Annotated in this window: 16 protein-coding genes; 8 read left to right on the plus strand and 8 right to left on the minus strand. The window is 57.9% G+C overall.

Going from position 1 to position 17,202, the window contains the following annotated elements; all coding sequences use genetic code 11:
• Positions 1-106: 106 nt before the first annotated feature.
• The gene (locus H0484_RS08500; RefSeq protein WP_226954149.1) at positions 107-2,458 is read left to right on the plus strand and encodes a S8 family peptidase; all 2,352 of its coding nucleotides are present in this window, start codon (positions 107-109) and stop codon (positions 2,456-2,458) included.
• A gap of 98 nt (positions 2,459-2,556) precedes the next feature.
• On the opposite strand, the gene H0484_RS08505 is transcribed toward H0484_RS08500, so the two are convergent.
• Positions 2,557-2,862 carry a helix-turn-helix domain-containing protein gene (locus H0484_RS08505; RefSeq protein WP_003158903.1) on the minus strand — a complete coding sequence of 102 codons (306 nt, stop codon included), beginning with the start codon at positions 2,860-2,862 and terminating at the stop codon, positions 2,557-2,559.
• A 121-nt stretch (positions 2,863-2,983) separates the two neighbouring features.
• Between H0484_RS08505 and H0484_RS08510 the strand changes: the two genes are divergently transcribed.
• On the plus strand, positions 2,984-3,625 hold the full coding sequence (locus H0484_RS08510; protein ID WP_033982394.1) for a substrate-binding domain-containing protein: 642 nt from the start codon (positions 2,984-2,986) through the stop codon (positions 3,623-3,625).
• Between the two features lie 298 nt (positions 3,626-3,923).
• On the opposite strand, the gene H0484_RS08515 is transcribed toward H0484_RS08510, so the two are convergent.
• Both H0484_RS08515 and H0484_RS08520 read right to left on the minus strand, forming a co-directional pair.
• The gene (locus tag H0484_RS08515; RefSeq protein ID WP_226954150.1) at positions 3,924-4,091 is read right to left on the minus strand and encodes a hypothetical protein; all 168 of its coding nucleotides are present in this window, start codon (positions 4,089-4,091) and stop codon (positions 3,924-3,926) included.
• 238 nt (positions 4,092-4,329) lie between these two features.
• Entirely contained in the window at positions 4,330-4,797 is a 468-nt protein-coding gene (locus H0484_RS08520; protein WP_226954151.1) for an MgtC/SapB family protein, read from the minus strand.
• Positions 4,798-4,853: 56 nt separating this feature from the next.
• Between H0484_RS08520 and H0484_RS08525 the strand changes: the two genes are divergently transcribed.
• The gene (locus tag H0484_RS08525) at positions 4,854-5,909 is read left to right on the plus strand and encodes a DUF72 domain-containing protein (RefSeq protein ID WP_226954152.1); all 1,056 of its coding nucleotides are present in this window, start codon (positions 4,854-4,856) and stop codon (positions 5,907-5,909) included.
• On the opposite strand, the gene H0484_RS08530 is transcribed toward H0484_RS08525, so the two are convergent.
• From H0484_RS08530 to hppD, 4 genes are all read right to left on the minus strand, one after another.
• Positions 5,902-8,247, minus strand: coding sequence for a sulfatase-like hydrolase/transferase (locus H0484_RS08530; protein WP_226954153.1), 2,346 nt, complete (start codon positions 8,245-8,247; stop codon positions 5,902-5,904). The two genes, H0484_RS08525 and H0484_RS08530, sit on opposite strands and share 8 nt — an antisense overlap.
• 150 nt (positions 8,248-8,397) lie before the next feature.
• Positions 8,398-9,273, minus strand: coding sequence for a phenylalanine 4-monooxygenase (gene phhA, locus H0484_RS08535; protein WP_226954154.1), 876 nt, complete (start codon positions 9,271-9,273; stop codon positions 8,398-8,400).
• Positions 9,274-9,304: 31 nt separating this feature from the next.
• Positions 9,305-9,619 (minus strand): 4a-hydroxytetrahydrobiopterin dehydratase, encoded by a 315-nt coding sequence (locus tag H0484_RS08540; protein ID WP_226954155.1) that lies wholly within the window; start codon positions 9,617-9,619, stop codon positions 9,305-9,307.
• Positions 9,616-10,701, minus strand: coding sequence for a 4-hydroxyphenylpyruvate dioxygenase (gene hppD, locus H0484_RS08545; protein ID WP_226954156.1), 1,086 nt, complete (start codon positions 10,699-10,701; stop codon positions 9,616-9,618). The genes H0484_RS08540 and hppD overlap by 4 nt, the downstream gene beginning before the upstream one ends.
• Before the next feature lie 124 nt (positions 10,702-10,825).
• Here hppD and H0484_RS08550 point away from each other — a divergent pair, with 124 nt between their 5' ends.
• The gene (locus H0484_RS08550) at positions 10,826-11,308 is read left to right on the plus strand and encodes an Lrp/AsnC family transcriptional regulator (RefSeq protein ID WP_226954157.1); all 483 of its coding nucleotides are present in this window, start codon (positions 10,826-10,828) and stop codon (positions 11,306-11,308) included.
• Between the two features lie 96 nt (positions 11,309-11,404).
• Here H0484_RS08550 and H0484_RS08555 read toward each other — a convergent pair whose 3' ends face one another.
• Positions 11,405-12,328, minus strand: coding sequence for a LysR family transcriptional regulator (locus H0484_RS08555; RefSeq protein ID WP_226954158.1), 924 nt, complete (start codon positions 12,326-12,328; stop codon positions 11,405-11,407).
• Between the two features lie 127 nt (positions 12,329-12,455).
• Here H0484_RS08555 and H0484_RS08560 point away from each other — a divergent pair, with 127 nt between their 5' ends.
• The 4 genes from H0484_RS08560 to H0484_RS08575 are packed head-to-tail and all read left to right on the plus strand — an operon-like array spanning position 12,456 to position 17,136.
• On the plus strand, positions 12,456-13,442 hold the full coding sequence (locus H0484_RS08560; protein ID WP_226954159.1) for a 3-hydroxyacyl-CoA dehydrogenase family protein: 987 nt from the start codon (positions 12,456-12,458) through the stop codon (positions 13,440-13,442).
• Between the two features lie 40 nt (positions 13,443-13,482).
• Positions 13,483-15,072: a class I adenylate-forming enzyme family protein gene (locus H0484_RS08565; protein ID WP_226954160.1), complete on the plus strand. Its 1,590-nt coding sequence runs from the start codon at positions 13,483-13,485 to the stop codon at positions 15,070-15,072.
• On the plus strand, positions 15,059-16,207 hold the full coding sequence (locus H0484_RS08570) for an acyl-CoA dehydrogenase family protein (protein WP_226954161.1): 1,149 nt from the start codon (positions 15,059-15,061) through the stop codon (positions 16,205-16,207). Before H0484_RS08565 ends, H0484_RS08570 begins: the two co-directional genes overlap by 14 nt.
• Positions 16,208-16,239: 32 nt before the next feature.
• Positions 16,240-17,136, plus strand: a complete 897-nt coding sequence (locus H0484_RS08575; RefSeq protein ID WP_226954162.1) for a BKACE family enzyme — start codon at positions 16,240-16,242, stop codon at positions 17,134-17,136.
• The last annotated feature ends 66 nt before the right edge of the window (positions 17,137-17,202 follow it).

A 17,202-nucleotide genomic window follows, 5' to 3' on the forward strand; every position in this document is an offset into this window, starting at 1 on the left:
AGCCGTCGAGTTCAAAGCGCACTCTGCTGGCGGTGGATCGACACGCAGCGTGCCGACGTTGCCCCGGCAGCAGCACGGTGCATCCCTTCGCGACCAGGTTGAAAACTTGAAGCCCGCTGCAGCAGAGGCGGTGCAAGGTCAGCGAGACCTGCAACTGGAAAGCGGGTTGGGCTTGCAAATCCAGTTTTCCAGCCAACCTGATGTCGAGTTGGCATTCGAGAGCTTGGCGAACGAAACCAGGAACATTGAACTTCTCAGTGTTCGCCGCGAAGGCAACCAGACCTTCGCCAATGTCTTCGTTCCTGATGGAAAGCTGGCGCACTTCGAGAAATACATATCCGACTATCTGGAGGAGAAGAAGGACAGTCGCGGTCAAGCACGCGATCACCGGAAGTTGTTGGATGCCATCGAATCCATCCGAACTGCAGAAATCAGGGCTCTGTGGACTGACGCTCCCGAACTGCTGCCTGACGATCTTGCGACCGCCTTCTGGTGGGAGGTATGGCTTCCGGTTCGAGGGGCGGGGCAGCGGCAAGTCGTTGTAGAAGACTTCAAGAAGCTTGCTCGATTGGCGGAATGTGTCGTCAGTGACAAGCAGGTCAATTTTCCCGAACGCACGGTGTTGTTGATGTATGGGTCGCAGCAGCAGTTCTCGCGGTCGGTGATGACGCTGAACTGTGTCGCTGAACTTCGCTACGCCAAGGAGACGGCCGAGTTCTTCGACGGCATGGGCATCAGTGAACAACGGGAGTGGGCGGACGACTTGCTGCGTCGCGCCCAGTTGAGGCCATCAGGCGACACCGCTCCGCGAGTCTGCTTATTGGATTCCGGCGTGACGCGCGCGCATCCGCTCTTGGAGCCGTTGATGGATGCGAGCGATTTGCATACCGTGGAGCCAGCCTGGGGCGTGGATGATGAGGCCAATCATGGCACTGGCTTGGCGGGCTTGGCTGCCTATGGCGATCTCACAGACGCCCTGGCGTCTGCGGATTCGATCAACGTCCCTCATCGGCTGGAGTCGGTCAAGCTGATACCGGCGGAAGGTGCGAATGAAGGCGATGCGCGCCACCATGCTTACCTTTTCATGGAAGGCGTTGCGCGGCCTGAAATCTCCGCTCCGAATCGGTCGCGCGTGTTCGCTTCGGCGGTGACAGCCTCGGACTACCGTGATCGTGGTCGTCCTTCCTCGTGGTCTGCTGCCGTCGATAGCCTTGCTGCGGATACCGATGGGGTCGGTGAAAGCCCGCGTCTGTTCGTGCTGTCCGCCGGCAACACGCGCGACCCCAATGCATGGGCGGGGTATCCAGATAGCCTTTCCACCAATCTCGTGCATGACCCTGGCCAGGCATGGAACGCGATCACGGTGGGCGCTTTTACCGACAAGATCGACACGGAAGGTCATCCTTCCTTGAAGCCCGTTGCCGAAGCCGGCGGCCTCAGCCCTTTCACGACAACAACCAGGACGTGGGATCGCGCATGGCCCTTGAAACCCGAAGTGGTGCTGGAAGGAGGCAATGCAGCCAAGGATGAGCTGGGGGCGGTAGGCATGGCCAGCCTGAACTTGTTGACGACCCATAACCAGCCGTTGGATCGCTTGTTCACTACCAGCAATGCCACCAGTGCCGCATCGGCATTGTGCGCGGGAATGGCGGCGCAGATCATGGCGGCCTATCCGCACCTCCGACCTGAAACCGTGCGTGCGTTGCTGGTACATTCGGCGCAATGGAGCGAGGCCATGCGGGGGATGTTCTTGCCCGCAGCGCCCAACAAGGACGACTACGTTCACCTGATTCGCCATTGCGGCTGGGGAACCCCGGACTTGAACCGCGCGCTCTGGAGTGCGGGAGACTCGCTGACCCTACTGGTTGAAGACGTGGTGCATCCTTATGCGAAGGTTCAGGGCAAGGGCATCGTGACGCGCGACATGAATCTGCACTCCTTGCCTTGGCCGAAGGATGAGTTGGAGGCGTTGCAGGACACGCCCGTCGAGATGCGCATCACGCTCTCCTACTTCATCGAACCCAATCCATCAGCGCGTGGTGTTGCATCAAAGTATCACTACCCTTCGCATCGCCTGCGATTTGATGTGCAGCGTCCGCTTGATGCATCCACCGAGAATTTTGTCGCACGGGTGAATGCGGCAGCGCAGCGCGAGGATGAGGGTGACCCTGTGAACCCCTCAGATCCCAATTGGCTGTTGGGCGAACGGCAGCGGCATCGTGGTTCGCTGCATCAGGATGTCTGGAAAGGTACGGCGGCTGACTTGGCCAGCCGTGGCTTCATTGCTGTGTATCCTTCGGCTGGGTGGTGGCGGACACGGCCTGCGCTGGAACGTTATGGCCTGCCGGCGCGATATAGCTTGGTGGTATCCATTCAGACCCAGCAGACGGACGTTGATCTTTACGCTGCTATTTCCCAGAAAATCCCTGTGGCTAATGTTGTGGTTGTCGATACGTAAGAGGCATTCCAGTGTTCCGCTGTCGGGCTAAGCACCCGCCCGGCGCCGTTGGCTGCGACAGCTTGCGCTGCCAATATCCGAAAAGACACTTACGACCGCTATGCCGAATCTTGCGGCTCACTGCCCGCGCTGAGGTTCTTTTCAGTCGCGGCCATCAATTCGCTGGCGCTTATCCCGAGTGCGGCAGCGATTTTCAGTATCAAAGGCAGCGTCGGCACATGCTCCCCGCGTTCGATCTTGCCCATGTGCGAACGCGATATTCCCGCCTGATACGCAAAATCGTCTTGAGCGACCCCCTGCGCGACGCGAGCGGCACGCACGGCCCGCCCGAAAGCTAATGCTGGTTCGGATTCATATGTGGGTGTGCCAGGTGGACGACCTGGCTGAATAGTAAGCTTCTGCATCAACAGAAGCGTCAAACAATCCTCTTAAATTAACCACGTTAAACATATAGACGTTAAACTTCTCTCTTTACTATGATGCTGGTTTGCCCTTGACCTGCTTCGTCGCTTCTGTAGGTTCTCCGTGGACAACATCACCAGCCAACCCGCCCACCTCAGGCTTGCGATTGCGCCAGGCGTATCGTCATCTCAGCTCTCGGCGCTGCTCGCGCTGCAACGAGCGGAAGAACCCGAGGTCAGCATCACGTTCTTTGAAGTGGCAGGTGACGAGCTGCTTGATGGGCTTCGTGAAGGCCGCTACGACGTGGGAATGTCGCTTCAAGGAGCGAGCGATCCGGCCCTGGAAACCCAGCCCTTGTGGATTGAGCACATGGCCGTTGCGATACCGCTGAGGCTTCCCTTGCTTGAGCAGGCATCGCTCACCATCGCCGACCTCCAGAACTATCCGATCTTTCGCTGGGAGGCTGAGACCTGTTCTTCGCTGGATCGTCGGCTGCTCGCGCGTCTGCCTGCTGACCCGCAGAACCTTCAGTACGTGACTTCCTTCGAGATGATGGCGCTATGGGTTTCTGCCGGCTACGGTGTCGGGGTATCCGCACAATCGCGTATCAAGCACGCCCCTGGATGGGGAGTCAGCATGCGACCACTGGACGACGGCCCCTACGAAATCGTGACGCACCTGCATAGGCCCCAGGGGCAAGCGAACCCTGTTTCCGAACGGTTCGAGCGCAGGGCACTGCAGATCGCAAAAGCGCTCCCTTCCTGATCGCAGTGGCTGTCGGTAGCTGCCAGCAGAGGGCGGTGGATTTATGCCTTTCGCCAAGAGGGGTGATGTGGTACATTCAGAGGCCACTTCTGGTTTTAATAACCAGAAAAAATCTTTATTAATCAATGGGTTGGCTGCTTTGGGTGATTCCCATCACCCGCTCCAGAATTCAAAAAAGCCCAGGCCTTGGCCTGGGCTTTTTTTCGTGGTGCGCTGGTACGCGCGCCAAAACCTAGGGGCAGGGTCAGTGCCGCCCCTAGGTGGGCATAAGGGCCGGTGGCGAACTGCCGCCCGGAGATCAACCCGAGTGTGGGCGCTTGCCGGGGTTTTTCTTGTGGTGGGTATTTGCGCCACGCTCCAGGCTTACACGTTGGCCACGGCCTTGTGTCTTGAAGGTCACGCCCTTGGGAGCGACGGGAGGGGGAGTGCGTTTGCGGTCGGCTTCGGTAACGATTTTGTTGCCCATGAAGATCTCACTAGTTTGGTTAAGTTAGCTATTGTTCCATATTTGCAAGGTTTATTCTTGGCGGCAAGGAACAGACAGCGAATATAGCCCGGTAATGCCTGAGTTTGCATGAGCATTGCACAGCGGTTCGGTAGCACACACGGTGAAGCACACCGTTTCCATCGCATTGGCACCTCGCTAAGCACGGTAAGGTGGATGGAAGACGGTTATCCCGGCACGGCCTTGCAGTCACCCATCTTCACTGCTCCCACCTTCGTAATATCGTCAATACAAACAAGGCAATCAAAGTACTGGCGATAGCGGTGGCTTCTTTGCCGTAGCCGGCGGCGACCCCAATGGCTGCTGCCACCCAGATGGTAGCGGCGGTGGTAAGGCCTTTGACCTCTTGGTCGGCCTGCTGTTTGATGATGGCGCCTGCACCCAAAAAGCCTATGCCCGAGATAACGCCTTGTATGACGCGGCTGGTGGAGGCCTCGTCCATGTCGCTAAGAGCCGGCACCATGACAAACAGCGCGGCGCCCATGGAAACTAGAATATGGGTGCGTAGCCCGGCGTCTTTGCCCTTGCGCTCACGTTCGTAGCCTATGGCCGCCCCCAATATGACGGCCAGGCCTAGCCTAAGCAGAATAATGGTGGCTTGGCGCAGGTCGCCCATGTCCGAAAACTCAGAGAGCAAGGCCTGCCATATGCTTGAGGTTTCCGCCATGTCAGGGCTCCTTAAGAAGCGGTTGAAAACTTAAGTCTTATGTCAGTATCGTAAGTATGCAAGAAGATCTTTTTGGCGGTGACGCCTTACCCACTGCAGTGCCCCAGCCCTCTCAAAGCAAAGTGGTGGCAGCCCCCCGAAAAGCAGCCTCCAAGGTGAAGCCAGCCTTGGAGGGGCAAAAGTGGCTGGAGATTGCGCAACAGTTGCCTGCGGGACTGCGTTTTGGCGTCTCCACCTGGTCTTACCCCGGTTGGAAGGGTTTGGTCTGGGAGGGCGATTACGCCCCCAGTGTGCTTTCCAAGCAGGGTTTGCAGGCTTATCACCAGCATCCCCTATTACGTACGGTTTGCATAGACCGCACGTTTTGGCGACCGCTGACGATCGCTCAGTATGCGGCTTATGCTGCTCAGGTGGATAAAGATTTTCGCTTTGTGGTGAAGTGCCCGGCCAGTATTACCGATGCTCAGTTGCGTAGCGAAGAGGGCAAGGCGCGTGAGCCCAACCCTGACTTTCTGAATCCGCAACTGGTGGTCGAACACTTTGTGCAGCCCACCTTGATGGGCTTGGATACGAAACTGGGGGTGTTGGTTTTTCAGCTTAGTCCTTTGTCCTGGGCTTGGCTAAGCCGCCCACAGGCGTTGCTAGAGAAACTGGGCGTCATGTTGGCGGCTGTGCGTCAAGCGCTGGAAGGCAAGCCCGAAGTGATCGTGGCGGTAGAGGTAAGAGACCCTGAACTACTGGGTCAACCGCTGGTAGATACGCTGAAGGCGCATGGCGCCACGTTTTGCTTGGGCCTGCATGGCAAGATGCCGCCTATTGAAGACCAGTTGCCGGTATTGCGGGCGCTGTGGCCCGGCCCGCTGGTGTGCCGCTGGAATTTGAACCGGGTCTTTGGGGCGTATGGCTACGCCGATGCGCAGAAAAAGCACGACCCGTTCAATGCTTTGCTAAGTGAAGACTTGCACACACGTGCGGTGCTGGCCCGCACGATACTTGGCATTACCGGCGCGGGCCAAGCGGCTTACGTCACCATCAGCAACGATGCCGAGGGTTGTGCGCCGCTTTCCATACAAAACTTGGCCCATGCCCTGACTGCTAAGCCCATTAAGTAGGGCTTAGCGAGCAGGTTTTCCCCATATTTTTTTCTATGATGGCGCGGTCGGTGGCGTCGGTCTTGCCGTCGTGGTTGAAGTCATACCAACTGGATTGGGCTACGCCTTCGTATAGATTCAGCTGGCTCAGCTCCGTCCAGTTCGCCAGATCGGTTTGGTCTACCACGCCGTCGCGGTTGCCGTCGCCGGGGCAATGCACAGTGTCGTATAGGTAGTTATAGCGGGCCACTTGGTCGCGGGTGTCCATTTCCGCCTTGAGCTTGTCATAGGCTTGTTGGGCGTCGGCGGGTAGGGGGGCGGTGATAACGGGCGAGCCCACGGCAATGGCGCTGCCGCTTCTATCCAGTTTGGGGTTGGGCACTGCCATGTCTATCTGATAGAGCTCGTCGGTATTGACGTTTTCCAGATAGCTGGCATTGATGGGGTTGGCGGTGTCGGTGGTGTAGGTCTTGCGGTCCAGGCGTACCAGTTTGTACAGCCCGTCACTGACCGCCTTTTGTGAATCCGGCAACACGTCTACCTGGTCGTCTGCGTCTAGGGCCTGGCGGTAAGACATGACTTGACCGCATTGGCTGAAGCCGTCTGCGGGCACACCGGCCAAGCCCGAGCCCGCGCCGTACCAGATGCCGCTTTGGTCATCGCACAAGGCTTTGTTGGGGAAGATGGTGAAGCAGACATTCGCGGCTTCCAGCACGCAAGGTTGGGGCGTGGCGGTGGTAGAGGGGTTGGTGAAATTGGTGCCCATCTCGGTGAAGTTCAGGGTGCGTATGGCGCCGTGGCCGGGGGTGGTCAGATAAGCCAGCATGGGCTGGGCGTCTACGGGCCGGTTGCTGGGCACTTGGGTGGCCAGGTCGGCGCCCGCGATTTCCGCAAACAGTTGGTAAAGGTCGGGCGAGCTGACCTGATGCGAGACTTCGCGCCCCGGCTGTTCAACCATAGGGCCGGCAACCAGCAGGGGTACCGACACACCGGTCTGATACGGAAAGCCTTTGGCGCGTGTGGGGTCGAATTGGCCGGGGGCGGTGAACTTGACGCTGTTCACGTAAGTGCCGTTATCGCCCATGACCACGACCACCGTATTGGTTTTCTCGGGTTGGTAGTTCAGGGTGCCGTCTGGGTTCCAGGTGGCGAGTTTCAGCTCTACCAACAGGCGGCCGATTTCTTTGTCCATGGCCTCTACCATCAGGTTGGTGATGATATGGTCATCGATCAAGCCGGTAATCTGGCCGGGCACGCCTTCCAGATCGCTGGCGGGTGAGCACAGCAGGTTGTCGTTGCGGCCTGGGGTGGTTTCAGAGATCAAGGCCAAGGGGGGCACTTGCAAGGGTGCATGCACAGCGGAGTAGCCCACCGACATCATCCACGGGGTGTCCTGATCTTGCTGGGCGGCCCAAGCTACGGCGCGGTCGGTTTCCATGGTGCTGCGATAGCCACGCGCACTGGGGTCGGTGGCGCCGACCTTGCGGGTGCGGCCATCAGGCCAGCTTTGTACGAATTCGCCGGTGTAATAGCCGTTCTGAGTGGTGAAATCCAGATGCGTAGGCAGGCTGGACTGGCAAGACTGACCAGGGTCGAAGATGCCGCCGCGTTCCATGCAACTACGGCCGGGCGTGGGAATCTGGGCGCTACGGCTGATGGGTTCGCAACTATTGGTGACGAAGTAGCAGGCCCCGCTATCAGCGCCGTTGGTCGGGTCCATGGTGGTGTTAGAGACGAAGCCGCATTTATGCGTACCTTCAGCCAGATTGCTCAGGCCGGCGCGGGTGTCTATGGGGTAGGGGGCGCCGTCAAGATAACCATCGAAGTAATCCCAACCTAGTTTCCACATGGTCTGGTGGCCATAAGGCAGATTGGCGGCGGTGCCTAAATCGGTGCCTGTCAGGTGCATTTTGCCTATGAGCGCGCTGGTGTAGCCTTGGCTGCGCAATAGCTTAGGCAGGGTGACTTCATAAGGTGAGATTTCGGAATTGGCCAGGTCGGTGGAAACCACGGCGTTCAGAATATTGGTGCTAGAGGGGTAGCGACCGGTAAAGAACGTGGCGCGCGTGGGCGTGCAGGTGGGCATGGACCAAGCCTGGCGAAATTGCAGGCCGGCCTTGGCAATGGCGGTCAGGTTTGGGGTCTTGGGGGGAACTGCACCACCATAGCCGTAAGAGGTCAGCTGGTCTAGACCGAAGTCGTCTATGACAACAAACAGAATATTGGATTTTTGTGTGGTGGGCGGGACGGGGTCAGGCTCGGGAGCTGAGTCGTTGCTGCTGGAGCAGGCTGCCAACAGCACGGCTGAAGCGCCGGCTGCCAGCAGGAACGACAGTTTGCTTCGAGGAAGCTTGTTCATTTTTGATTCTCCCGGAGGCCGCATGCGATGCGGGCTCTATGCGCTCGCTGATATGTGAGTTTATGTGACAGCATAAAACCTAAAATGCCCATAGCGGCATACCATAAAGCGGGGAGGTACTTCTGCGTGAAAGACTAAAAAATAAAAATTTCAGGCACGCTTGGCGTGGTGATAGGCGCCTGTTCCGCGCGTGTAAAGCTCGTCGGAAGCCAGGATGTCGCCGGGTTGCAGCACGGCTTGTTGCGCGCTGCTTTGGTAAAGGGGCGCAAAGTCTACCTGTGCCAGTTCCAACAGCTCGTCCAGGTCGCGCAAGACAAAATAACATTCTTGAAAATCGTCGATGCGGTAGTGGGTACGCATGACTCTTTCCAGATTAAAACGGATGCGATGCGGCGAAGGGTCTTCCAGGCAAAACACGCTTTCAGTGCGCGAGGAAGCAATGCCGGCCCCATAAATGCGCAAGGCGCCGTCTTCTTGCAGCAAACCGAACTCAACCGTGTACCAGTGCACGCGGGCCAGTTGGTCCAGCGCCCCCAGCTTTTGCGCACGCAAGCCGCCTTGGCCATAAGCATGCAAAAAATCGGCCAGGGCGGGGTTCATCAACATGGGCACATGTCCGAATACATCATGGAAGACATCGGGTTCTTGCAGGTAGTCAAGCTGCTCGGGGCTGCGTATGAACTGCCCGACCGGGAAGCGTCTATTGGCCAAGTGTGTGAAAAATACTTCATCGGGCACCATGCCGGGCACGGCAACCAGCTGCCATCCCGTGTGCCTCATCAACACCTCCGAGAGCCGACGAAAATCTGGAATTTCGTCGGGCCGCATGGGTAGGTGTTGCATGTTCTCTAGGAAGGCTTTGCAAGCGCGACCGGGTAATAGGCGACTTTGGCGTTCGAAAAGCGTCTTCCAGACACCGTGTTCTTGGGCGGTGTAGTTTTCCCAATTTTGATCGATCACCCAGTTCGGGCTGGGCGGAGTGCCGGCGGCTAGGCCATGGGCAGGGCTTGAGGTTTCATACAGCATAAGGGGCCTCCGTAAGAAGCGGGCAGGTGCTTCAAACCTGCTTGAGGGCGGTAAAGGGCAAGTACAGTGCGTCTATGATCTTTGCCATTGCCAAATCACGTTGGCTAAGCCCCTCTGCATCATGGGTAGTCAGGGTGATGTTGACCCGGTTGTAGACGTTGAACCATTCGGGGTGGTGATCGCTTTTTTCGGCATGTAGGGCCACCTGGGTCATGAAGGCGAAGGCTTGAGCAAAGTCGGCAAACACCAACTTGCGGCTGATGCAACCGCCACGCTCGGGGCTGTATGCCCAAGCGGGCAGGGTGGCCAGGCCGGCTTCGCGCTCAGTGTCTGTCAGGCGTTTCATTCGGTGGCCTGCAGCACGCCGCGATGGATCTGGTCGCGTTCCAGCGATTCGAACAGCGCCTTGAAATTACCTTCGCCAAAGCCTTCGCGGTAGTCGCCCTTGCGCTCAATGAACTCGAAGAACACGGGGCCCAGCAAGGTTTCGGAAAAAATCTGCAGCAAGAGCCTAGCTTGGCCCCCTTCGGTGGTGCCATCCAGCAAGATGCCGCGAGCCTGAAGTTGGTCTACAGCCTGGCCATGGCCAGGCAGGCGCCCATCCAGGTTTTGGTAATAAAAGTCGTTGGGGGCGGTTAGCAGCGGCACACCTGCTTGCTTGAGCTTGTCTATGGCGCTGATCAGGTCGTCGCACAGCAAGGCAATGTGTTGTATGCCTTCGCCATTGAATTGCATCAGGAATTCTTCGATCTGGCCGCCGCCTTGCTTGGCTTCTTCGTTAAGCGGAATACGGATCTTGCCATCGGGAGCCGTCATGGCCTTGGAGGTCAGGCCGGTGTATTCGCCCGTGATGTCAAAGTAGCGGATCTCGCGGAAGTTGAAGAGTTTCTCGTAAAAGTTGGCCCAGTAAGCCATGCGGCCCCGGTACACGTTATGCGTTAAGTGGTCTACCACCTTGAAGCCATGCCCTTGGGGGTGGCGGTCGACGCCGTCCAGCCATTCGAAATCTATGTCATAGATAGACTTGCCCTCTTCGTAGCGGTCTATCAGGTATATGGGCATGCCGCCTATACCTCGAATGGCAGGCAGGTTGAGTTCCATAGGGCCGGTGGCAATATGGATGGGGCGCGCGCCTTTTTCCAGCAGCATGTTGTAGGCCTTGTGCGCATCGCGTACGCGAAAGGCCAAGCCACAGGCCGAAGCCCCGTGCTCGGCGGCAAAGTAGCCGGCTTCGCTTTTGGGTTCTCGGTTAACAATGAAATTGATACCACCCTGGCGGTATAGGGAAACGTCTTTAGAACGATGCCTGGCTACCTCGGTAAAGCCCATTTGCTTGAAAAGGGGCTCAAGCACATCAGGGTTGGGCGAAGCAAACTCAACGAACTCGAAGCCATCCAGGCCAGCGGGGTTTTCAAATAGATCAGCCATGGTTTCTCCTGGGGAGCAATAGCGTTGCGTGTATCTGTTCATGATACTGAAAGCGCTGCGCAGGATTCCTGCAATCTTGCTAGGGAAAATGATTTTTACGCACGAAAACTGCGTAAAATGAAATATGGCTACAGAAATTCAACTGGATTCCATCGATATTCGGGTGCTTCGTGCGCTGCAAGAAAACGGCAGAATCACCTACGATGAACTCGCCGACAAAGTCAGTTTGTCGTCGTCGGCTGCGTTGCGTCGCGTCAAAAGGCTGGAAGAAGCCGGCGTTATTGCACGCTACGTGGCTTTGCTCAAACCCGAAAGCGTGGGCCTGGGCCTTACCGCCTACCTGAACGTGCGTCTAGAGAAATTCACGGCCACGCATAAACGCAACCCCATGGATAGCTTTCGGGCCGCAGTGCAAACTTGGCCCGAGGTGGTGGAATGCAGCGCCCTGACAGGCGAAATGGATTACCTGTTGTGCGTGGTGGTGGCCGACATGGCGCATTACTCGCGCTTTGTCCTGGATACCCTTTTGAGTCATCCCAGCGTGCAAGACTGCAAAACCAGCTTTGTGCTTGATCGCGTCAAGCGTACAACGGCCTTGCCTATTTAAGTCGGGCGACCCACACACGCTTCTTACAGAAAGTGGTCCAGCAGTCGTCGGCTGCTGCGATCCAAGGCGCTGGTGTCCCGAATTGGAAACCTGAATTCAAACGAACATCTGCACATCGTCCGGCAGCAAATGACGCTGCCGGAAATGTTGCGACACGAGTTCTACGATCAGGCGACGTCCTTCGCGGACGGCCAGCGAGTGTGTGCGGGCTTCGTTGACATAAAGCGACCACGTCAAGTAGATGCCTTTCAGGGGCGACCAGCTTAAGCCTTTGCATACTTCCTGATCAAACAGTGCGCAGGCCGGCAACACGATGTAAGCGCCGGCCCGGCGCGCCATGACCAGCCCTATGGCGACGGTGTCTGCCTCAGCTATCAGGTTGAAGCGCGACTCGCTGCGTGCCAAGGCGTTTTCAACTTGCATACGCAAACCATTGGGCCGATTGACCAGTACCAAGGGCAAACCCGCCAAGCGGCTGGTGTCCAAGATTTCGTCAGGTTTCAGACATGCACTTTCAGGGCCTACCAGTACCGTGGGCTCGCGCAATAGCTTGGTTTGCGCATAGCTCGACATGGATGCGGACTTGAAGGGCAGTACGGCCAAGTCCACCAAACCTGCCGACATATGATCGCTTAGCGCATTGCTGGCGCCCTCAAAAATGCGAAGTTTTACGCCCGGCATATCGTTGATGCCTTGGGTAATGAAGTCGGCTGTAAAAATGTGGTGCCACGAAGCCGGCAAGCCCACGGCCAGCTGGCCGGCTGCCTTGTCACCCACTTGCTCTTTCAGCAAAGTCAGCTGGCGCAGAATGGGCCCGGCGCGCTGAGCCAGCAGCTCACCCGCTTCGGTCAGGGTGACGCCCCCGCGCGTGCGGTGAAACAAGCTGGCGCCCAGGCTGTGTTCAAGTGTGGCCATATGCCGAGAAAGCGCCGACTGCGACAGATGCAGTTCTTGCGCGCTGCGGTTGATACTGCCGCGCTCGGCCACGCGCAGAAAATATTCAAGCAAGTGATAGTCCACGGCCATTGCCTCCACTGCTGATGCTTACCCGATTTATGGGTAATAACTATAGCGCCAAATCATTAACGGTTAAGGACGGGGTTTGGTTAGGATAAGGAATGCCAGTCTTTCCAGTTGGAGTTCAAGCATGAGTCGTCAATCCTCGCCCCTGCTACCCGTCGAGCAGGTCAAGTCTGTGGGCATGGTCGGTACCGGCTCAGTGGGGGCCAGTTGGGCAGCCTTGTTCTTGGCCCAGGGCCTGAGCGTCTACGCCTACAACCCCGATCCCGATGCAGAACGTTTGGCTCGCGCTTTCATTCAAGAGGCCTGGCCTTCGGTATTGGCGCTGTGCGAACTGCCACCCGAGACCCAGGTGCCGGGCGAGCGACTGGTTTTCGTTGATTCGCTTCAGCGGCTGGCGCAAGTGTCCGATGTGCTGCAAGAGAATGCGCCTGAGCGCCCCGAATTGAAAGCACAGATATTGGCTGAGCTGGATCAGCATGCACCGGCTTCCAAGATCATTCTTTCCAGCACAGGCGGCATTCAGCCCAGCTTGATGCAGCAGGCTTGCGCGCGTCCCGAGCGTCTGGTGGTGCTTCACCCCTTCAATCCCACCCATCTTGTGCCGCTGGTCGAGGTGGTGGGCGGGCAGCAAACTTCGCCCGAGGTGGTGGATTGGGCCATGGAGTTTGCACGACGGGTGGGTAAACACCCCGTCAGGCTTAAGCGCGAGGCGGTTGGCCATATGGCCAACCGTTTGCAATTTGCCTTGCTGCGCGAATCAGTGCATTGCCTGATAGACGGCATTGCCAGCGCGGAAGACATCGATGATGCCGTGCGCTACGGCTTGGCGCCTCGTTGGACGCTGTTGGGCGGCCTGCTGACTCTGCATTTGGCGGGTGGTGCCGGCGGCCTGAAAGGCATATTGGATCATGCCGGCGATGCCATCGAGGGCTGGTGGAATGATTTGGGCAGCCCTGTTATGGATGAGCAGACACGAGCCAAGTTGGTGCAAACCACTGAAGAAATTGCCAGGCACAGGCCGGTAGAAGACTGGATACGGTGGCGCGATGAGAACTTGCCCACCTTGCTCAAGCTCCAGCGTCAGATGACCGCGCCTTTAGGCGAAGACTAGGGAGGGGGCGGCGAGCGCTTGCCAGCTTCGCCCATGCACCATGGACATCGACATTCGCTTGTGGGGAGATCTGAGTCGCACGCTGGCGCGTCAGTACGGTGCCAAGGCGGCTTTCGTCGATGTGGATGGCAATAGTCTTAGCTTCGAAGGCTTCGATAAACGCGTCAACCGCCTGAACCATGCTTTGGCCAGCCACGGCTGCGTCAAGGGCGAGCGGGTAGCCATACTGGCAAAAAATTGCACGGCCTACGTAGAAACCTATGGCCTGGCCAAAAGCGGCATGGTCGTGGTGCCTTTGAATTGGCGCTTGGCTCCCGAGGAGCTGGCGAGCTTGCTGGCCCATAGTCAGCCGGCAGTCGTGATTGCCGATGAGCAGCACGCAGCGCTGATAGACAGCTTGCGCACGGAGCTGGCGTTTACCCGCTTGTTTATCATTATTGGGGCCGCTCGCCAGGGTTGGGCAGCCTACGAAGAGGTGCTTGCTCAAGGTTCGGAGCAAGAGCCGCAGCCAAGCTCGCCCCTGCACCCCGACGACGCCATCTGCCTGATGTACACGAGTGGCACCACGGGCACGCCCAAGGGAGTAGCCCTAAGCCATCGAGGCATACTGGGCAATGCCAGGGTTTCCGCCCAACAGGTGCTGCAATTAAAGCCTGCCGATCGTGCACTGGCCGTCATGCCTTTCTTTCATGTGGGCGGCATGTGGTATTACCTGCACGCCAGCTACAGCGCGGGTTGTACCTCGGTGATCTTGCCGGGCTTCGACCCCGAGGCCGTGCTGGCGCGCATCCCGCGTGACGCGATTACGCACGTGCATCTGGTGCCCACCATGATCAGTGCCTTGCTGGCCAGCCCAGCCCTGGCGCAGGCCGATTTAAGCAGCCTGCGCTTGATCTTCTATGCCGCGTCCTCTATACCGGTGGTATTGCTTAAGCAAGCCATGAAAGCCTTTGCGCACTGCGGTTTTCTGCAGTCTTATGGTGCAACCGAAACCGGTATGTTGACGGTGCTGAACGAAGCGGACCATCTTGTCGCGTTAGAGGCGGGCAAGTCGCATTTGTTGGCGTCTTGTGGACGGGTGTTGCCAGAGAATGAGTTGCTCATTGTTGATGACAGCGGGCAATGCTTGGTGCAGGGGCAAGGCGGCGAAATTGCCGCTCGAGGCGCCTACATGATGCTGGGCTATTGGGGTAACCCGCAAGCCACCGCCGCTGCGTTACGCGACGGCGTCTTTCACACGGGTGACATGGGCCATGTCGATGATGAAGGCTATGTGTACCTGGTAGACAGAAAGCAAGACATGGTCGTGACGGGCGGTGAGAACGTCTACCCCAGCGAGGTGGAGCAAGTGCTTTACCAGCATCCTGCCGTTGCCCAAGTGGCGGTGTTCGGTATTCCTGACCCGGTATGGGTGGAAAAAGTGGTGGCCGCTGTTGTGTTTAAAGATGGGCAAGCGCTGTCAGAACCGGCGCTTATTGCTTATGCCAAGCAGCATCTTGCTGCCTACAAGTGCCCCAAGCGTGTGTTCATCGAGCAGCAATTGCCGACCAGCGCCGTGGGGAAAATCGTCAAGAAAACGCTAAGACAAAAATTCAGCGTACCAGAGGAGGCCCCCCATGCATCATCATGACGAAGAAATCGTCGAATTCCGCCACCATCTGGCGCGTTGGGTAGACGAGCGGTTAACGCCGCAAGCCCAGGCCTTGGATGAGTCAGGCGAGTTTCCCGCCGAGCTATTTCGTGAATTAGGCGCGCTAGGGTATATGGGCGCCATGTACCCCGAGTCGGTAGGCGGCTCGGGCATGCGTTTTCCCTACACGGCCTTCACAATTTTGTGCGAAGAGCTGGCGCGCGGATCTATGGGTTTTGGCGCAGCGGTGTGCATGCAGGGGTCGACCGCCACGCACACGCTGCACGAATGGGGCAATGACACCTTGCGTGAGCGCTATCTGCTGCCCGCCTTGCGTGGCGAAAAGATAGGCGCCTTTGCCATCACCGAACCCGACGCCGGTTCCGACGTGGCCTCGCTGCGCACCCGCGCCACGCGGGTGGAAGGCGGCTACCTGCTTAATGGCAGCAAAATATTCACTTCCAATGGCACGGTGGCGGATTTCATTACCGTAGTGGCCACCGTAGACCCAAGCCTGGGCGCCAAGGGGCTGGAGCTCTTTGTCGTCGACACTCAAACCCCAGGTTTTCGGGTGGGCCGCAAGCTGGATAAGTTCTCTATACGCTGCTCGGATACGGGCGAATTGGTCTTCGAAGACGTGTTCGTGCCTGACGATCATTGCCTGGGGGATGGTAAAGGGGGCGGCTTCAAGAAAGCGTATCAGTCCCTTACGGTAGACCGTATTTTTACCGCAGCCCTGGCCTTGGGAACTGCGCAGGCGGCCTGCGATGCCGCCGTGCGTTATGCGGGCGAGCGTAAGCAATTTGGCCAAGCCATAGGCAAGTTCCAGGCCGTGCAGTTCAAGCTGGTAGACATGCTGACCCAGCTTGAGCAGGTGCGCATTTATACCTATTACGCCTCAGCCCTGGCTGATCAGGGTAAGCCCATTACCACCGAAGCGGCGATGGCCAAGATTGCCGCAGGCGACGGCTGCAATGAAATATGCCAGAAGGCGTTGTCTATTTTTGGCGGCTATGGCTTGATGAACGAATTTCCCGCCCAGCGTTTTTTGCGTGACTCTTACTTTCCCATGATAGGCGGCGGCACCAGCGACATCATGCGCCTGATCATTGCCCGTCAAATGAGTTTGGCCTAGCCTTGTTTTTAACGCTTACCCGAGAGGTTTTCATGAGCACCAACAAAGTCATTATCACGGTGGCCCCCACAGGCGGCATGGCCAGTAAAAAGCAAAACCCCAACTTGCCCACCCAACCCCAGGAAATCGCCGACGACGTCCATCGCTGCTACAACGCCGGTGCCAGCGTGGTGGCCGTGCATGCCCGGCGCGAAGATGATCAAGCCACCTGCGACCCCGCGGTCTATACCCGCATCAACCGGCTTATCCGCGATAAATGCGACATCGTGTTGAACAACTCCACGGGCGGGGGCATCAACGGCGACATGGTGCACCAGGTAGGTAATACCGAATACTGGGAGATCCGCTGGGAAGAGCGCCTGAAAGGGCTGGAAGGCGAAGGCGTGGAAATGTGCACGCTGGACGCACAATCTATTTTCGCCAGTTTTGGCGGCAAAGAAATCATGGTGGCCACCATGCCCTCGCGCATTCGTCAGTTGGCGCGCATGATGCAAGAGCGCGGCATCAAGCCTGAATGGGAGGTATTCGGTTTGGCAGACATTGTTCAGGACGTCAGCCGCGTTATTGCCGAAGGCCTGGATACCGCGCCGCATTTCATCAACATCGTGTTGGGGGTCAATGCGTTTCAGGGGGCGCTGCCTTACACGCCGCGCTTGTTGCAAACCATGGTCGACCATCTGCCGCCCAAGTCCATCTTTAACGTCAGCGCCATTGGTGCCGCTCAGTTGCCCGCTGCCATGAACTCGCTGTTGCTGGGCGGGCACGTGCGCGTCGGCCTGGAAGACAACCTGTATTACCGCCAGGGTGAACTGGCAAGCAATGTGCAGTTGGTAGAACGCCTGGTGCGCATGGTACGTGAACTGGGCTATGAACCCGCCACCGCTACTGAAGCAAGGGAAATCATGGGGCTGCGGCCACTGGCCTCTTGATGGCATGCTGCATCCAGCGCTGACTTCAGCCTGTGCATGAATCGATTTGACAGCACCTTATACAAA

Origin of the sequence: Mesopusillimonas faecipullorum, from assembly GCF_020539505.1 — a bacterium.
Lineage (GTDB): Bacteria > Pseudomonadota > Gammaproteobacteria > Burkholderiales > Burkholderiaceae_B > Mesopusillimonas > Mesopusillimonas faecipullorum.

Coding starts and splice junctions, on each gene's coding strand:
- H0484_RS08520 (WP_226954151.1), bottom strand. CDS start 4,797: ATGGCGGAAACCTCAAGCATATGGCAGGCCTTGCTCTCTGAGTTTTCG.
- hppD (WP_226954156.1), bottom strand. CDS start 10,701: ATGGCTGATCTATTTGAAAACCCCGCTGGCCTGGATGGCTTCGAGTTC.
- H0484_RS08515 (WP_226954150.1), bottom strand. CDS start 4,091: ATGGGCAACAAAATCGTTACCGAAGCCGACCGCAAACGCACTCCCCCT.
- phhA (WP_226954154.1), bottom strand. CDS start 9,273: ATGCTGTATGAAACCTCAAGCCCTGCCCATGGCCTAGCCGCCGGCACT.
- H0484_RS08505 (WP_003158903.1), bottom strand. CDS start 2,862: ATGCAGAAGCTTACTATTCAGCCAGGTCGTCCACCTGGCACACCCACA.
- H0484_RS08565 (WP_226954160.1), top strand. CDS start 13,483: ATGGACATCGACATTCGCTTGTGGGGAGATCTGAGTCGCACGCTGGCG.
- H0484_RS08575 (WP_226954162.1), top strand. CDS start 16,240: ATGAGCACCAACAAAGTCATTATCACGGTGGCCCCCACAGGCGGCATG.
- H0484_RS08540 (WP_226954155.1), bottom strand. CDS start 9,619: ATGAAACGCCTGACAGACACTGAGCGCGAAGCCGGCCTGGCCACCCTG.
- H0484_RS08550 (WP_226954157.1), top strand. CDS start 10,826: ATGGCTACAGAAATTCAACTGGATTCCATCGATATTCGGGTGCTTCGT.
- H0484_RS08570 (WP_226954161.1), top strand. CDS start 15,059: ATGCATCATCATGACGAAGAAATCGTCGAATTCCGCCACCATCTGGCG.
- H0484_RS08525 (WP_226954152.1), top strand. CDS start 4,854: ATGCAAGAAGATCTTTTTGGCGGTGACGCCTTACCCACTGCAGTGCCC.
- H0484_RS08560 (WP_226954159.1), top strand. CDS start 12,456: ATGAGTCGTCAATCCTCGCCCCTGCTACCCGTCGAGCAGGTCAAGTCT.
- H0484_RS08530 (WP_226954153.1), bottom strand. CDS start 8,247: ATGAACAAGCTTCCTCGAAGCAAACTGTCGTTCCTGCTGGCAGCCGGC.